Source organism: Streptomyces sp. NBC_01012 (assembly GCF_045162755.1).
Taxonomy (GTDB): Bacteria; Actinomycetota; Actinomycetes; order Streptomycetales; family Streptomycetaceae; genus Streptomyces.
In genome coordinates this window covers 7,136,696-7,152,742 of the sequence record NZ_CP108688.1, presented here as the reverse complement: position 1 = coordinate 7,152,742, position 16,047 = coordinate 7,136,696, and the positions used below count along the sequence as shown (strand labels likewise).

The 16,047-nt window shown below is 71.2% G+C and carries 10 protein-coding genes; 5 read left to right on the top strand and 5 right to left on the bottom strand.

Features of this window, described 5'->3' with window-relative positions:
• Window positions 1-45 precede the first annotated feature (45 nt).
• A complete protein-coding gene (locus OG623_RS31905) occupies window positions 46-699 on the bottom strand; it encodes a CatB-related O-acetyltransferase (RefSeq protein WP_406151067.1) in 654 nt (217 codons plus the stop codon).
• 102 nt (window positions 700-801) lie between these two features.
• On the opposite strand from OG623_RS31905, the gene OG623_RS31900 reads away from it, so the two are divergent.
• A complete protein-coding gene (locus tag OG623_RS31900) occupies window positions 802-1,428 on the top strand; it encodes a TetR/AcrR family transcriptional regulator (protein WP_406151066.1) in 627 nt (208 codons plus the stop codon).
• 16 nt (window positions 1,429-1,444) lie between these two features.
• On the opposite strand, the gene OG623_RS31895 is transcribed toward OG623_RS31900, so the two are convergent.
• Window positions 1,445-2,065 carry a TetR/AcrR family transcriptional regulator gene (locus OG623_RS31895; protein ID WP_406151065.1) on the bottom strand — a complete coding sequence of 207 codons (621 nt, stop codon included), beginning with the start codon at window positions 2,063-2,065 and terminating at the stop codon, window positions 1,445-1,447.
• A 147-nt stretch (window positions 2,066-2,212) separates the two neighbouring features.
• Here OG623_RS31895 and OG623_RS31890 point away from each other — a divergent pair, with 147 nt between their 5' ends.
• The 3 genes from OG623_RS31890 (at window position 2,213) to OG623_RS31880 (ending at window position 5,860) form a co-directional block, all read left to right on the top strand.
• A complete protein-coding gene (locus OG623_RS31890) occupies window positions 2,213-2,977 on the top strand; it encodes a siderophore-interacting protein (protein WP_406152093.1) in 765 nt (254 codons plus the stop codon).
• Between the two features lie 11 nt (window positions 2,978-2,988).
• Window positions 2,989-5,202, top strand: a complete 2,214-nt coding sequence (locus tag OG623_RS31885; RefSeq protein WP_406151064.1) for a 2Fe-2S iron-sulfur cluster-binding protein — start codon at window positions 2,989-2,991, stop codon at window positions 5,200-5,202.
• A gap of 160 nt (window positions 5,203-5,362) precedes the next feature.
• Window positions 5,363-5,860 carry an ATP-binding protein gene (locus OG623_RS31880; RefSeq protein WP_406151063.1) on the top strand — a complete coding sequence of 166 codons (498 nt, stop codon included), beginning with the start codon at window positions 5,363-5,365 and terminating at the stop codon, window positions 5,858-5,860.
• Between the two features lie 34 nt (window positions 5,861-5,894).
• Here OG623_RS31880 and OG623_RS31875 read toward each other — a convergent pair whose 3' ends face one another.
• Window positions 5,895-6,260 (bottom strand): hypothetical protein, encoded by a 366-nt coding sequence (locus OG623_RS31875; RefSeq protein ID WP_406151062.1) that lies wholly within the window; start codon window positions 6,258-6,260, stop codon window positions 5,895-5,897.
• Window positions 6,261-6,375: 115 nt separating this feature from the next.
• Here OG623_RS31875 and sigJ point away from each other — a divergent pair, with 115 nt between their 5' ends.
• Window positions 6,376-7,377, top strand: coding sequence for an RNA polymerase sigma factor SigJ (sigJ, locus tag OG623_RS31870; RefSeq protein ID WP_406151061.1), 1,002 nt, complete (start codon window positions 6,376-6,378; stop codon window positions 7,375-7,377).
• On the opposite strand, the gene OG623_RS31865 is transcribed toward sigJ, so the two are convergent.
• A complete protein-coding gene (locus tag OG623_RS31865) occupies window positions 7,280-8,026 on the bottom strand; it encodes a dienelactone hydrolase family protein (RefSeq protein ID WP_406151060.1) in 747 nt (248 codons plus the stop codon). The two genes, sigJ and OG623_RS31865, sit on opposite strands and share 98 nt — an antisense overlap.
• A 232-nt stretch (window positions 8,027-8,258) precedes the next feature.
• Entirely contained in the window at window positions 8,259-16,031 is a 7,773-nt protein-coding gene (locus OG623_RS31860; RefSeq protein ID WP_406151059.1) for a beta-ketoacyl synthase N-terminal-like domain-containing protein, read from the bottom strand.
• Window positions 16,032-16,047: the final 16 nt, after the last annotated feature.

Sequence of the window (16,047 nt, the reverse complement as noted above, 5' to 3'; positions counted from 1 at the left end):
GCGCGGCGGGCGGGGGTGCAGGGCTCATGGGGGCGGGACACGGCGTCAGGGTCGTCCGGTGCGCACGGCGGCCTCCTCCAGGTCGGTGACGCTCCCCGACATGATCGTCCGTACGTTCGCGGTGATGTGCCGCACGGGCCAGTCCCACCACGCGACGGCGAGGAGCCTGGCGACGTCCGCCGCGTCGTAGCGGGTGCGGATGAGCTGGGCGGGGTTGCCGCCGACGATGCCGTAGTCGGGGACGTCGCCGGTGACCACGGCGCCTGCGGCGATGATCGCGCCGTGACCGATCCGTACGCCGGGCATGACCGTGGCGCCGTGCCCGAACCAGACGTCGTTGCCGACGACGGTGTCGCCCCGGTCGGGCAGTCCGGTGATCAGGTCGAAGTGCTCGGCCCAGGAGCCGCCCATGGTGGGGAAGGGGAAGGTGGACGGTCCGTCCATGCGGTGGTTGGCGCCGTTCATGATGAACCGCGTGCCGGTGCCCAGCGCACAGTACTTGCCGATGACGAGCCGCTCGGGCCCGTAGTGGTACAGGACGTTGCGCGTCTCGAAGGCCGTCGGGTCGTCCGGATCGTCGTAGTACGAGTAGTCACCGACCTCGATCAGGGGCGAGCGCACCAGCGGCTTGAGCAGGACGACGCGCGGGTGCTCGGACATCGGGTGGAGCACGGTGGGGTCGGCGGGAACGGGCTGCATCGTGAAGACGGTTCCTCTCGGACGGAGCACTAGTGCGACAGTTGTATCTTTAAGATGCTTGCACAGCGGAAGCATGTCGATCAACCGGATATGGGATTGCCGATGACACAGCCGACGGCCCCGAAGCCCGACCGCCGCCCCGGCGGCCGGACCGCCCGCGTCCGCGCCCAGGTCCTCGACGCGGTGCGCGCCGAACTCACCGAAGGCGGCCACGAAGGACTCACGGTGGAGGCTGTCGCGACCCGCGCCGGAGTGCACCGCGCCACGGTCTACCGGCGTTGGCGCGATGTGGGCGGCCTGCTCGTCGACGTCATCGACGCGGCCGGCGAGACCGACTGGCGACCGCCGGACACCGGCTCCCTGCGCGGCGACCTGACGGCCCTCAACGAGGAGATCCAGCAGTCCCTGGTCGTACGGCCGTCATTCGCCGTCGCCCTGATGGCCGCCTCGTTCCACTCCGAACAGGCCGCGCGGGCGCAGACACAGCTGTGGGCGGACCGGTACGCCCAGTGCGAGGTCCTGGTGGACCGCGCCGTCGAGCGCGGTGAACTCCCGACGCGAGGCACGGATGCCCGGAGCCTGCTGATCGCCGCCACGGCGCCGCTCTACCACCAGCTGATGCTCCTGCGTGCCGATCCCGACCCGCGGCTCCCGGAACAGGCAGCCGAGGCGGCGGTGCTGGCGGCCGGCGCCGGCGCCTTCACCGCCCGTCGGGAGGAGGACGCCTGACCGAGGAGAGAAGGGGTCACTGATCGCCGCGCAGGTACCGCGTGACCATGCCGACCAGTTCGTTCTCGAAGGTCTCGACGGGAATGGTGCGCGGGTCGGCCATCAGCTTGTGCGTGTTCACCTCGACGGTGAAGACGATGAGCTCGGCCGCGGTGTCGAGGTCCCGTACGCCGACGTCCGGGTGCCGGGCGAGGAGGTCACGCACCTGGCCGACACGGTTCTTCTGGTGCCGGTCGATCGTGTCGAGCAGTTCCTGCGAGAGCGGCGCCTCCTCGAACATGATCCGCAGCAGCTGCGGATCGTCACGGTGGTTGTCGATCGCATCGCGGACCAGTGCCCGCACCATCGCCTCCAGGCTCCCGGCGGACAGATCGAGCCGGTCCGCCTGCATCCATGTGCCACGGTCGATGTGCCGCACCAGCAGTTCGGCGAGAACGGCGTCCTTGTTCGGGAAGTACTGGTACAGCGAACCGATGGAGATCCGGGCGCGTTCCGCGATGCGGTTGGTGGTGCCGGCGGCATAGCCGTACTCGGCGAAAACGTGAGCAGCCGCCGTGAGGATGCGCTCACGGGTGAGCTCGGCGCGCACCTGGCGGGGCTTGCGACGTGGCTGTAGACGGCGGTCGGCCGACGGCATCCGATGGTCCCTTCACGGCAGGAAAAGCGAGTAGCCAAAGAAGTGAGTGATTGTTCAGAATAATGCCATGAGCTGCGGAAACAAGGCCACACCTGGAGCGGGTGATACGCCGTGATCCCCAAGGTGCACCTACCCGAGTCCCGTACGATGATCACGCTGGAGGTACGTCGGCGCGCGTTCCTCACCCCGGGCTTCGCGCGTGTCACCCTCGGCGGTCCTGCCGTGCGGGACCTCACCGTCGCCGGTAACGACCAGGCGGTCCGCCTGTTCTTCCCCCGCGAGGGACAGACCACCCTGCGGATGCCGACCGTCTCGAACGAGGCATGGATGGCCCAGCTCCTGCTGATGCCGAAGCCTGCCCGCCCGTGGGTGCGCAACCTGACCGTCCGGCGCGTACGGCCCGCGGACGAGGAGATCGACATCGAGTTCGCCCTGCACGGCGACTCGCCCATGTCGTCCTGGGTGCGCCGGGCCGAGCCGGGCAGCCCGGCCGGGATCTTCGACATGGGCACCACGTACCGGCTGCCGGAGCACGCGACGGCGCGACTGCTGGTCGGTGACGAGAGCGCGTTGCCGGCCATTCTGTCGATCATCGAGGGAGCACCGCCCTCGCAGGTCACGGAGGCGTACGTGGAGGTGGCGTCCTCGGCCGACATCCGGCCCTTCGAGGCACCCGCCGGCGTCCGTATCCACTGGCTCGGTCGCGACGACAGCCGACTACGGCCAGGCGCCCGGGCGCTGGAAGCCGTACGCCAGGCATCGCTTCCGGCCGGCCCCTTCTACACCTGGGTCGCGGGCGAGTCCCGGCTGGCGACGAGCGTACGGCGGCATCTCGTCAACGACCGCGGCGTGCCCAAGCGGGACATCTCATTCGTCGGTTACTGGCGCCTGGGCCGGTCATCGCCCGGCTGAAAGGAACTCTCATGCGACAGTCCGAGCGGTGGAGCGGCCTGAACCGGCTGACGACGGTGGACGAGCTCGGGGCGACCGTCGGGCGCCCGGCGCCCGCGGTCATGCTCAAGCAGATCAGCGCCCTCGACGAGGGCTGTCGGGCCGTCCTGGCCAGGTGTCCGATCGCGGCCTTCGGCTACCGGGACAGCGACGGCACCGGCAGGACGACGTTCATCGGCGGCAGGCCCGGGTTCGTACGTGTCCACTCGCCCACGCGGATCTCGTTCTCCCTGCCCCCGCCCGGCGATCCGCACGGTCCGGTCTCGTTCTTCTTCCTGCTGCCGGGTGTCGGAGAGATCCTGCGCGTCAACGGTTCGACGGCCACGCGCAAGGAGGCGGTGCTGACCGTCGACGTCCAGGAGGCGTACGTGCACTGCGCACAGGCCGTCCTCAGGTCCCGTCTGTGGCAACCGCCCGCGCCCACTGCCGTGCCTGCCGCTGGGATCACGGGTGACGGCCCGCTGTGCGGCCCCGGTGTCGCCGACTTTCTGGCCGCGGCACCCTTTCTCGCGCTGTCCACGGCCGACGCGTCCGGCGGGAGCGACACCAGTCCGCGCGGTGACAGGGAGGCGGTCGCACGCGTCCTGGACGGCCGGACGCTCGTGATCCCCGACCGCAGGGGCAACAAGCGCGCCGACACGCTCCACAATCTGCTGCGGGACGACCGGCTCTCCCTCGCCGCGCTCGTGCCTGGACGCAGCGGTGTGCTGCACATCCGGGGTCGTGGGGCGATCACCGACGATCCGGAGCTCCTGGAGACGATGGCCCTGCGTGGGGTGTCTCCGCACCTGGCGCTGCTCATCGACGTCGAGCACGCCGAGGTGCGGGGCAACGAGGCCGTGGAGCGGTCCCGGATGTGGGCTCCTGGTGTGCGCCCCGGCCGTGGCGACATGCCGGACCTGGTGGCGCTGGCGGGCGAGCACCTCGCGGCTGGTTCCTCCGGTGCCTCCGGTGTGCCGCCCGCGTTCCTGTTGAAGGCGATCGGGGCGCTCCCTGGGATGTCCCGGCTCATGCGGTTCGCGGCCGACCGCCTCTACCGCTCGGGGCTGCGCAAGGAGGGTTACGAGGACGCCGACCCGGCCGGGAGCCGGCCGGGTCGCGGCTTCCTGCGCCGGCGCCGTGCGGACGGTGGGCACCCCCTCGCCGGTGAAGCGCCGGAAGCGCCGGAGCACGCCCTGCGGGACGTGCGCGTCGTCGAGGTGCGCAAGGAGACACCGGGCGCGGTCACCGTCGTGCTGGAGGATGCCGAAGGGGACCCGGGGCCGTTCGACTTCCGGCCCGGCCAGTTCTTCACCCTGGTCGCCGACATCGATGCCCGCCCGGTACGACGGGCCTATTCGGCCTCGTCGGCTCCCGGTTCCACGCGGCTGGAGGTCACCGTCAAGCACATCGACGGCGGCCGGTTCTCCACCCATGTGCACCGCGGTCTCCGCGTGGGGGACCGTCTCGCGGTGCGCGGTCCGTCGGGGTCCTTCCACGCCGAGGCTGAGCCTCCTGAGGAGGTCGTCCTCATCGCGGCGGGCAGCGGTGTGACACCGATGATGAGCATGATCCGCGCGCGGCTCGCCGCCCGGCAGGACACCGACAGGATCGCGCTGCTCTGCAGCAGCCGCCGCGCGGACGAGGTCATCTTCGCCGAGGAACTGGCCCGGCTGGCGAAGGACAACCCGGACCGGCTGTCGGTCACCCACGTACTGACCAGCCAGGACGGTCGGCTCGACGCGGACGGCGTGCGCCGGTGGATCACCCGCCTCTCGCCGTCCCCTGACGCCCACTACTACACCTGTGGTCCCGGCCCCTTGATGGACACCGTCCGGAGCGTCCTGACCGGGCTCGGAGTCCTGGACGAGCTGGTGCATCAGGAGCACTACACCAGCGGAGCGGACAGGGGACCCACGGCGACGGCCCCGCAGAAGATGACCGTCGAGCAGGAGGGTCGCCCCGTCGCCACGGTGGTGGTCGAACCGGGCCAGACGCTGCTCGACGCGGGACTCGCCGCCGGGCTGCCGATGCCGCACTCCTGCACGGTGGGGAACTGCGGCGACTGCATGGTGCGGCTGCGCGGCGGAGAGATCACACAGAACGAGCCGAACTGCCTCACCCCGCAGCAGAAGGCCGATGGCTACGTACTGACGTGTGTGGGCTGCCCCCTGTCGAAGGTCACCCTCGACATCACGGACCCCTGACCGCTGTCCGTCCGCCTCCGGTCCTCCTCCGGTCACCTCCCGGTCGCGTGCCACTCGCGGCCACGGCCTCGCCCTGGGTACCTATGCCTGAAATGTGGGACGAGGGGTAGGCGGGCGGTTGTATGAGGCGGGTGGTGCGACCGAGCGACGGGGATGCGACATGGAACAGCTGACGGCGAGGTACGGACCCGAGCAGGATGGTCCGCGGGACGGCAGGGGCGTCATGGCGGGGAGTGCCGCGTACGCCATGGACTCGGGAGAGATCTCCCGTGCCCGCGCCTTCGTCCGGGACTTTCTGTCCGACGCGCGCACACTGCGGGGTGTGGATGTCCCGACACGGGCGCTGGAGATCGCACAGCTGGTCGTGAGTGAGCTGGCCACGAATGTCTGCAAGTACGCGCCCGGCCCGTGTCTGCTGGATCTCGAAGTCGACGGCGACCGGCTGCTCGTCACCATGTGGGACTCGGGCGCCGTGCTCCCCAGCGCGCTGCAGGGCGACCCGGTACGCGAGGGGCAGCACGGCCTGGAGATCGTGCTCGCGCTCTGCCAGAGCTTCGAGGTACGCCGCGAGCCGGTCGGCAAGCGGGTACGCGTACAGGTCTCGCTGCTCGAAGACGCGGAGGACGACGACGCTCCGGTGGGCCTCTTTCCCTGGTGACGGACGCCTTGGTGTCCGACACCCGAAACGGCCTTCAGCGCCGTGCGAGCGCCAGCAGACTCAGTCCGAACATCAGGACGCCCAGCGGGAGATGGACCGACGGTATGTGCGCGATACCGAGCACGACCTGTACCGAGGCCAGGGCCAGGAAGCCGGAGGCGTGCCGGATCGGGCCGGCCGGGCCGCCGCCCGGTTTCCACGCCAGCACCGCGGCGAGCACGTAGAGCATCGACGCGCCGTACATCACGCGGGCTCCGACGCTGTGCAGCGTCTCTCCGTAGGACGCGGTCAGCAGCAGTCCCGCGGAGATCGCCTGCAGGAAGATGGTCAGCGTCTGCAGCGCGATCGCGGTCCGCAGAAACGAGATGCGGCGCTCTGTCGTCACCTGGGTCGTCGCCATGCCACGGTCCCCTTTTCCGCCCTGGGCATCAGCCGGAGGACAGTGGATCGGTAAGGTCTCACCGGTCCGACGACGCGGGCCTGCGAAAGGTAAGGCGAGGGGACGGGCCGGGAGCATGGGGGCTGCTGGGACGAACACCGATGAGCCCGCCGGTGAGCGGCGCCAACTGATCAATGTGGCCTACCGGTTGCTCGGATCGCTGGCGGAGTCCGAGGACGCCGTGCAGGAGGCCTACGCGCGCTGGTACGCGCTGCCGCCTGATCGGCGGGCCGAGATCGTGTCCCCGGGTGCCTGGCTGACGACGGTGATCGGCCGCATCTGCCTCGATGTGCTCGGCTCGGCGCGGGCCCGGCGCGAACGCTACGTCGGCGCCTGGCTGCCTGACCCGCTGCCCGACCACGCCGAGTGGCCGCACGGCCCGGGGATCGACCCCGCCGACCAGATGGTCCTGGACGAGTCGGTGACCATGGCCTTCCTCGTCGTCCTGGAGTCGATGACGCCTGCCGAGCGGGTGGCATTCGTCCTGCACGACGTCTTCCGCTATCCCTTCGCCGAGATCGCCGGCGTCCTCGGCCGGACCGCCGCCGCCTCCAAACAGCTCGCGGCATCCGCCCGCCGGCGGGTACGCGACGCCCGGCCCCTGGTGAATGAGTCCGGGCAGGCCCGTCAGGCCGACACGGTGCGCCGGGTCAAGGAGGCCTGGGAGGCGAAGGACATCGTGGCGCTCGTCGGCCTCCTCGACCCGGCCGCCGTGATGACCGCCGACGGTGGCGGGGTCGTCGGCACCGCCCTGCACCCGGTCGAGGGGGGTGCGGGGATCGCCCACTACATGGTCGCCATCGCCGAGCGGGCTGCGACGCTCGAACTGCTGGAGCGCTCGGTGAACGGCGCACCGGGCCTGGTGGCCCGGCACGCCGGCACCGTCATGAGCGTGGCCTCGTTCGAGATCGCCGACGGCCGTGTCACCCGTCTCTGGGTGGTCCGCAATCCGGCGAAGCTGCGGTCATGGACGGGAATGGTCAGACAGGCCCAAGGGCGCGGTCCAGCAGGGGCAGCAGGCGGTCCCAGTGGTGCTGGAGTGCGGCGGGGTCGAAGACATCGGTGTCGGACATCGTGAAGCCGTGGACGCTGCCCGGATAGATCTCGGACGTGTGGTCGACGCCCGCCGCGTCCAGGGCCTCGTTGATCTCGCCGAGTGCCTCGGGGGTGATGTCGCTCGCGGCGTGGCCCAGGTGGACCTGGGCGGTGAGCCCGGAGAAGAGGCGGCGCAGGTCCTCGGGCCCTTCGGCGCCCACGGGACCGTGGAATGTGGCGACGGCGGCCACCTGGCCCGGGTGGGCCACGGCCGTGCGCATCGCCAGGAGACCGCCGATGCAGTATCCGGTCACCCCGACGGGTCCTGCGGCGACCTCGGGCCGGTCGGCGAGGAAGCCGAGGTAGGCATCGGCGTCACTCAGGATGCGTTCGGTGGTGTGCGCATGGATCAGGGGCATCAGCTGGGACATGACCGCGGGCCGGGCCTCTTCCCCGATGTACTCGGGGACTTCGATCACCGGTGTCGGGCCGTTCCGGTAGAAGGGGTTGGGGACGAGCACGTAGTACCCGTGCGCGGCCAGTTCGACGGCCATCTCCCGCAGCACCGGCCGGATACCGAAGCCGTCCGGGTACATCAGCACCCCTGGGTGCTGCCCGCCCTGGTCGGGGAATGCGGCGAACGCGTCGGACGTGCCGTCCGTGGTGGGAATCTGCAGCGTCGTGGTGGGCATGGGTCTCCAGTCGTGGTCGATATGACGAGCTGTGATCAACACGAGTGGAGGCGGAGCCCGCGCGGCGGCACCAGGCCGCGCGACCGGCAGCGGGCCGCCGTCGGCCCGTACGGCACTCAAAGGAGTGCCGGGTCATCAATCTGTGCGTGGCGCGATGCCGTCCCGGTCGTCATCGCCCCACAACGTAGTTCACCGGCCGGGATCGACGCCAGCCTCTCCCCCTCGCTCCCGGTCACCACTCCTCCGCCGAGCGGACGGTGACCCGGTCCCCGCTCCGGACGACCAGGACGCGGTGGACCTGTCCTGAGGCGGTGCGGGCGGACCGCAGATCCTCGCTCGGCCGCACGGTGTGCGGATGTACGCCGGCCTGTCGCCCGACGTGGTCCTTGACGGCGATCGCCTCCAGGTGGTCCCTGCCTCTGGAGCCGGGCGGGAGGCCCATGGCGTGTGCGACCGTGCCTCTGAGCCAGTCCATCTGGTCGATCTCGTCGGCATGGAGCTCGGTCGTGCCGTCGGCGTAACGGCACAGCCCCACCCCTGGTGTGGGTTGGCGGAGGGTCAGGAAATCACGGCGTTCGACGAGCGTGGCACCCGTCAGTGGGCCGACGGACAACAGGATGTTGGTCAGACGTAGTTCGACGGCGACCCGTCCCTCCAGACACAGCTGGATGTCGATCACGGACCTGGGGCGCAGGCCCGTCTCGTCGGGGAGGAGCCCGCCGAACCGGGCCTCGATCTCCACCTCACCGCTGTCCGGCAGCGCTTCGAACAGCTCCAGCCGGTCCACCCGGAGCGGATAGCCGACCATGCCCTCACCGATCCGCGGGGACCACCGCCACAGGCCGGCCGACGGGATCGCCTGGATGAGGGCGTCCATGACTCCCTGGTGGAGACATCCCCTGGGCACCGAGCCACGGGCGATGTCGGCGACCGCGGAGGACCCGGCCGCCCCGATGGCCAGCGACGTCAGATACTGGAACGCAGGGCCGTGGAACAACTCGGCCGCGGCGTACGGATCGGGCTGGGCCACGGCGTCCGGCAGCGGGGCGAAACGCTCAGGGCGGCGCTCCGGCCGGTCTCCCACCAGCACGGTGCCACGGGCCACTTCCTCGTAGCGGGACAGCTCCGCCCTCGCCGCCTCACGCCACATCAGCAGCGCAACGTCCAGGCCCGCTTCCGTGGTCACCACCTCTGTCCGGAACCGGACCGGTGTGGCGACGGGGATCCAGCGCCGGAGCTGAACGTCGCGTACGGACACCACTTGACGGCCCGTCCGGTCGACTGCCGCCTGGGCGAGTTGGTCGACCACCGACATCATCGGCAGCGCGGGCACCGTCCAGGTCGGCCGGTGGTCGCTCGTCCAGCGCTCGACGGCCGGATCGAGCGTCCTGTCCGTCACATCCGACGGGCCGTCGTCCCGGGGCACTGCGCGGACACCGATTCCGCGGGCGTGGTACAGACAGATGTCATCTCCCCAGAGCCTCGCCTCGGCCAGCGCGTAAGGCCCGCGGGCGTCCTGGCCGACCTCCAGGATCTCCAGGTCGATCCTGATGAGCCGGTTGGCGGGGGTGATCTGCCCCCGGTACTTCCATGCCACCTCCTGGCCGGACAGGACGGGCTCGAAGCGGGGCTGGGGGATGCTGCCGGTGAGTCCCCGCTCGATCAGGTAGAACCGGAGCAGTTGGCACATGGCCTCGATGCCGAGTGAGCCCGGCTGGACCGGGTCCTGGAAGAAGTGGGCCCTGAAGAACCACTCCCCCGCGTCGACGTCCTTCTCCGACCGCAGCCGGCCCAGCCCCGCGCTTCCCCCTTCGGGCCAGTAGCCCGTGACCCGGTCGATCATCAGCAGCATCGGACCGGGCAGTGCGGCCGGGCCTGCGAAGTAACGGGCGGGCCTCGCCGTGAGATCGACCGTACGCGCACACGGCGCGTCCAGTGCGGCGCGGGCGCTCTCCGGGACGGGCAGCCCGGCCTGGTGGTCGAAGGCCGACGGAGGGAAGAATCCGAACACCGTGGACAGGGTGAAGACCTCCTCGCCGTCCGCGAGACACCGGATCGCGAAGGACAGGATGATCATCCCGCCGGTCCGCGAGATCGAGGTCAGCTCCGCCTCGGTCCTGACGGTCCGGGTCGCCGGTGTGATCTCCCCGGTGACCGTGCCCTTCCCGTCGAGGTTACGGAAGAGCAGATCGGTGTCGGCGGTCAGCGGACATCCCACGTAGGCCGCCAGCCACCCGCAGGGCTGCAGGGCGGTCTCCATGAGTACGGCAAACGGCATGACGTGTTCGGCGTTCTGCTCGAAGTACCAGACCTCGTCGGGTACGTCGTACTCGGCGGCCACCCGGCTGCCCTGCCGCATACCGTTCGGCGGACCGTCCACGGAGGCGATGCGGGTCATGAAGTGATAGGGCGGGCCGGGCAGCCGTGCGATCCTGCGTGTGCCGTCGAAGATCTGCGCCCCGGGGCCGAACGCCGCGCTCGGCCTGCCCCACGCGCATGCCAACAGGGACGCGTAGTCGAAGACGGGCCGCCCGTCCGACGTCACCTCCGCGCCGGTGGTCCCTTCAACGCCGGTGGTCCCTTCCACCCCTGTGGTCGCTTCAGCGCCGCGTTCGCGATGGCCGACGAGCCCTCCGAGTGACGCCAGTGGCACCGGGGTTCCGCTGGTCTGCTCCCTGTGTCCGCCGAGCTGCCCCCAGTACGAGAGGGGCCAGTCCGGAACGAGCCGGAGGGCGATGTCCTCGCCGTGGAAGGCCTTGACCCCGTCGACGGTGCCCAGGATGTCGGCGTAGAGCGTCGGTTCGGGACCGGCCGATACACCGCGCACGAACACCTCGTACACGATCCTGCGGCTCGCGGGGGTGGCCTGTCCACGGCATCGGGCGGTGCAGGCGCGCCCGGTGACCGGCTCGAAGCGCCAGCCGTCCCTGGCGACGGTGAAGCCCAGCGCCGCCAGGTGGAACGCCATTGCCTGCAGACCGGCTTGGAGCATGAGGGTGCCCGGCATGCAGGGGTCGTTCGTGAAGTGCCCCTCGAAGAACCAGTCGTCCGGTGAGACGGGTGTTTCCGCACGGAGGTACCCGCGACCCCACGGCCCTCCGGCCGGGTCAAAGGCGGTGACCTCGCGCAGGAGCATCAGACGGCCCTCGTCCGGACGGGGTGAGCGCACGTGTGATCTGGTGACGTCCCAGTCAGGGCCGAAGCAGTCCGCCGGCCGGCCGGTCGCGAAGGCCCGTACCTGTTCGGCGGTGAAGGACGACCGTGCGCAGGATGCTGCCGGGGCGTCGTACGGGAGGTCCGGGGCCGGTGGGCTGACGGCGGGGCTCCAGCGGACGCCGTCCGTGTCGTCGAGTTCGGCCTTGGTGAAGAAGCCTGCCTGACCGTCGCGGACGCTCAGCCGGAGCTCTTCGCCGACGTAGCAGTCGTAGTGGAAGAAGAACAGGCGCACACCGTCGTGTTCGGCGTGCCGGTCGATGTGGATCTCGTACCGCAGTGTCTCGCCGGCCTCGGGCGGGCTGCCGTGGTAGGTCACCTCGCAGCCGAGCAGCCGGTAGGCCCGTGCGCCCCGGTTGAGGAGATCGACACCGAGCCAGCTGATCAGCAGCAGGTCCGCCTGGCCCGCCTCGATCATCAGGCCGGCCGGCATGCGTCCGGCGGAGTCGAGGTACCAGCTGTCGAGGCGGACGTCCGTCTCGGTCCTGATGGTGCCGGTGGCGTGTTCCGGGCCGAGTTCGGCGAGGGCGGCGGGGACGGCGTCGATGCCCGTGACCCGGTCGGCGAGCAGCATCGGCGGGCCGGGCATCCTGGTCTGCACCTCGTAGGCGTCCTGTCCGGCGAACTTGGGTCCGAACAGGGTGGAGACCGGCTGTACGGCGAGGTGTTCGAGCTGTGCCCGGTCGAACACGGTGACCGGCCGGGGGGCGGGAGTGGGAGCAGGGGCGGGGGCAGGGCCCGCCGGGGGTGGCACTGCGGTGCCGGCCGCCATCTGTGCGAGTGCGGTGGCGAGTTGGGTCCTGGTCCGCAGGAACCTCTGGTGCGCTGCGGCGTGCTGGGCGGTGACGTCCTGGTGGAGGGCGATGACCCGGTGGGTGTGCCGTGCGACCAGTGTGCGCATGTCCGTCGCGCGCGGTTGGATCGCGGCGGGGAGGACCGCGGGGGCGACGGGAGCGACGGGAGCGACGGCGGATGGCAGGGCGGCGGATCCGGCCGCGACGTGCTCGGTGGCCGTGGGTTCGGCGGAGGCGAGGGCGGCGGCGACGGGTTCGGTGGCCGTGGGTTCGGCGGGCCGGCAGGCCGGGACCTGGTCCAGCCGGGGCGCCCTGGGCATGATCACCGCGGGCTGATCGAGGGACGGCAAGGTGATCTCCCGGTGGGCCGGAACAGTGATGGTGGGGGTGTCATCGGCCGCCGAGGGGGCGACCGCGGACCGCAGTCGCTCGAAGAGTGCCTCCGCGCGGACGGGTACGCCGGCGGCGACGAGTTCCACCACGGCCAGGTGGAGCGGTCCGAGGCCTCTGTCCGCCGCGTCGAGTGCGACGGCCACATGTTCGCGTTCGCCCAGGATCCGCTTGATCCATCCCGTGCACAGGCCGCGCGGCCCGTGCTCGACGAACACGCGGACCCCGTCGGCCCACGCCCGTTCGACCGTACCCACGAAGTCGATCGTCCCCATGCCCTGCGCGGTGACGGCGTCGGCCGCCCGCTCGGCCGTGACGGTGTACCAGTGGGTGGTCGCACCGCTGTAGAACCGCACCCCGGGTACGGCGTCGGTGGGCCGGTGGTGGAGATTCCACCACCGGTCGCGTACCTCGGAGAGTTCGGGGGCGTGGGCGGCCAGGTCGTAGTCGACCGGGATCGCGTGTGCGGTCCCGAGCCGCGCCACCACTGCCGCGCAGGCCCGTGACTCGCCGCCGACCACACACACGCCGGGGGCGTTGACCGCCATCAGATGGACGGCGCGTTCGTCCGTCAGCGCTTCACGTACCTGGTCGAGGGGTGCGGTCAGCAGATAGCTCGCCCAGCGGTCACCGTCCACGCCGATCCGTTCCCAGACACGGCGTACCCCTCGCAGCTCGCCGGTGAGTTCGCTGGTGAACAGGCCGCTGTCCCGGGTGTCCCGGTGGAGGGCGGCCACATCGCGCCATGCGCCCAGGGCAGCCAGGGCGGCGGACTCGCCGGAGGAGTAACCGATGGCGGCGTCCGGACGCAGCCCGAGCAGACCCCGGGTCAGCTCGACATGGACCGCGGACAGCTGGGCGGCGCCCCAGATCTGGTCCAGCACGGTCGGCGCCTCACCGGATCGGGGCTGCCCGACGGCGTCCCCGTACGTGGCCGCCACCGTGTCGCCGAGCGAGGGCAGGGCCAACTGCACCTCACGGCCCATGCCCGGGTAGGCGGCCGAGCCGTTCGTGAACACGAAGGCGACCTCGCCCCGCACGGGTGTCTCGCGGTAAGCGGCGCCGGGTGGCTTGACGCCGTCCCCGGCGAGCCAGCGGCGCGCGGCGTCCCGGCGCGTACGGGGGTCTCCGTCGGACACGAAGGCCAGCCTCGCGGGTCCTTCGGGGGATTCGGCGCCCGACTCCAGGGCGGCCAGGACGTCTTGACGGTCCCGCCCGGAGTACACGTGCAGCCGTGGCGCCGGTCCGGTCGCCCATGCCCCGGCGTCGGCCGCCCGTAGCCCGACACGCATGGGGACCGCCTCCAGCGGTGACACCACCGCGTGCGCGGTGCGCAGCCCCGGAGCGGCGTCGGCAGGTCCGCCGGTCCGTGGCAGGGCGCGGTGCCGTAGAGCGGTCACCGCGGCGGCGACCGCGAGCAGCCCCTGGGCGGCGTGGGCGCGGCCGAACAGTCCTGCCGGGTCGAATCGGGCGTCCGAACCGTCGCCGATCACCACGTCCGGGTCGCCGGTCGCCTCGGCGTCGAGGAGGGCGAGCACGGTGTCGCCGTCACGACGTGCATCGGCAAGGCGCTTGAGTACGAGGACCACGGCGGCGTCGCCTGTGGTGGTTTCGCGTCCGAGCTCGCGCAGGGCGGCCCGATGGACCGGTTCGCAGGAGAGGTCGACGGCGCCGACGAGCGCCGCGTCCGCCTCCCCGGCGCGGAGCGCCCGTGCCGCGAGGTCCAACGCGACCGTGCCGGAGGCCTCTTCGGCAGAGACGGTGTAGCCGGGACCGCCCAGATCGAGCTGGGTGTTGATCCGGTTGGCCACGAGATTCGGGAGGGTGCCTACCAGTCTCTCCGGGCCCATGGGGGCGCTGAAGGCATCCCGGAAGCGCGCGGCAGGGCCTGGATCAGTGGCTGCTTTGCCTGTGGGTTTCCCGGCGTCCTCCTCCAGCCAGAACGGTGCACGCCAGCGTGCGGGGGCACGGCTGTTCTGCGTGTCCATGCCCGTCCCGACGACGACCATGGTCCGCTCCCGCGGCAGGGTGACGTCCCGCGCCGCCTCCCGTGCGGCTTCCAGCATCAGGATCTGCTGGGGCAGCGCCTGCCCGACCGCCAGCGGCGGAAAGCGGAGACCGGGCAGGGTCACATCGATCTCTGTCGCCGGACCGCTCCCGCTGCCGTCGAGTACCGCGCGGGTGAAGTCCTGGGTACGCGCTCCCTCGCCGGCCCGGGCGGCCATCGCCACGATCGCCAACGGCTGTCCCTGCTGCGGGCGCTGCGGGCAGGGCAGAGCAGCGTCCGTGACACCGTCCGTACCGTCCCAGGCGTCCACGACCAGATGGGCGTTGGTGCCGCCGAACCCGAAAGCACTGACCGCCGCGCGACGGAGGCCAGGCCACTGCTCGGACTCGCTCAGTACCCGCAGTGGTGTGCCGCGCAGCTCGGTCAGCGGCTCCTCGGCGGCGAGGGTGGCGGGGCGGACGCCTGCTCGCATCGCGCCGATCACCTTGAGCAGCCCGCCCACACCGGCAGCGGCCAGCAGATGTCCGACGTTGGACTTCAGCGAGCCGATGGGCACATCGGCGCTTCCTGCGAAGACTTGCGCCATGCTGCGGACCTCTTCCCCGTCCCCGACGGGTGTTCCGGTCGCATGGCATTCCACGAGCGAGACGGTCCGCGGTGCGATGTCCGCCATGGCGTAGGCCAGGCGCATCGCGCGCTCCTGGCCTTCCTGTGCGGGACTGAGCAGTCCTCTGCCACGCCCGTCGTTGGACAGTCCGACTCCTCGGACGACTCCCAGGACCGGCGCACCCTGCGCGAGGGCGTCACGCAGACGCATCAGTGCGACGAACCCTGCCCCCTCGCCGGGGAGCAGCCCGTCGGCGTCCCGGTGGAAGGGGCGGCTTCGGCTGGTACGGCTCACCGCGGACAGTCCGCAGAACCCCACGTGCAGGAACAGGCTGTCGGCCCGGTTGACCGCGCCGGCCACCATGATGTCCGCCGTCCCGTCATGCAGGCGGTCACAGGCCAGTTTGATCGCGTACAGGGAGGAGGCACAGGCCGCGTCGACCGCGAAGGCTCCCGCGCCAAGACCGAGAGCCTTGGCCGCGAAGTGCGCGGGAAGCCCCGAGGAGAAGCGGTTGCGGGCGTCGGGCCTGCTGCGTACGGCCGCGGGCAGCAGGGAGGGCGCGCCTTCCGACAGCCATACGTGCTCGGCGTAGGCGGATCCCGAGCTCGTGGGGTAGGACAGGTTGCCCAGGACCAGCCCCGCACGGGCCGAAGGCCCCTCCCGCCCGGCCTCGCGCAGCGCCTGCCGGGCGCCGTGGAGCACCCAGTGGAACAGTTCGTCGAGGCCGAGAATCTCCTCGGGTGCGACCTGGAACCCTGTCGGGTCGAACGCCGGCCCGAAGTCCCGTACGTAGCCGCCGACATCGGTCCAGGTACGGTCGAGGTGGTCGTCGACGGTGCCCATGGCCCACCGGCGCGGCAGGCGCCATCTGCCGTCCGGGACCGGTGCCAGGCTGCACCGTCGCGCGGCGATGTTGTCCCAGAAGGCGTCGGGGCCGAGCGCGTCGGGGAAGACACAGCCACGGCCGACGATGGCGATCGGGTCGAATCCCATTACCGGTCTCATTTCA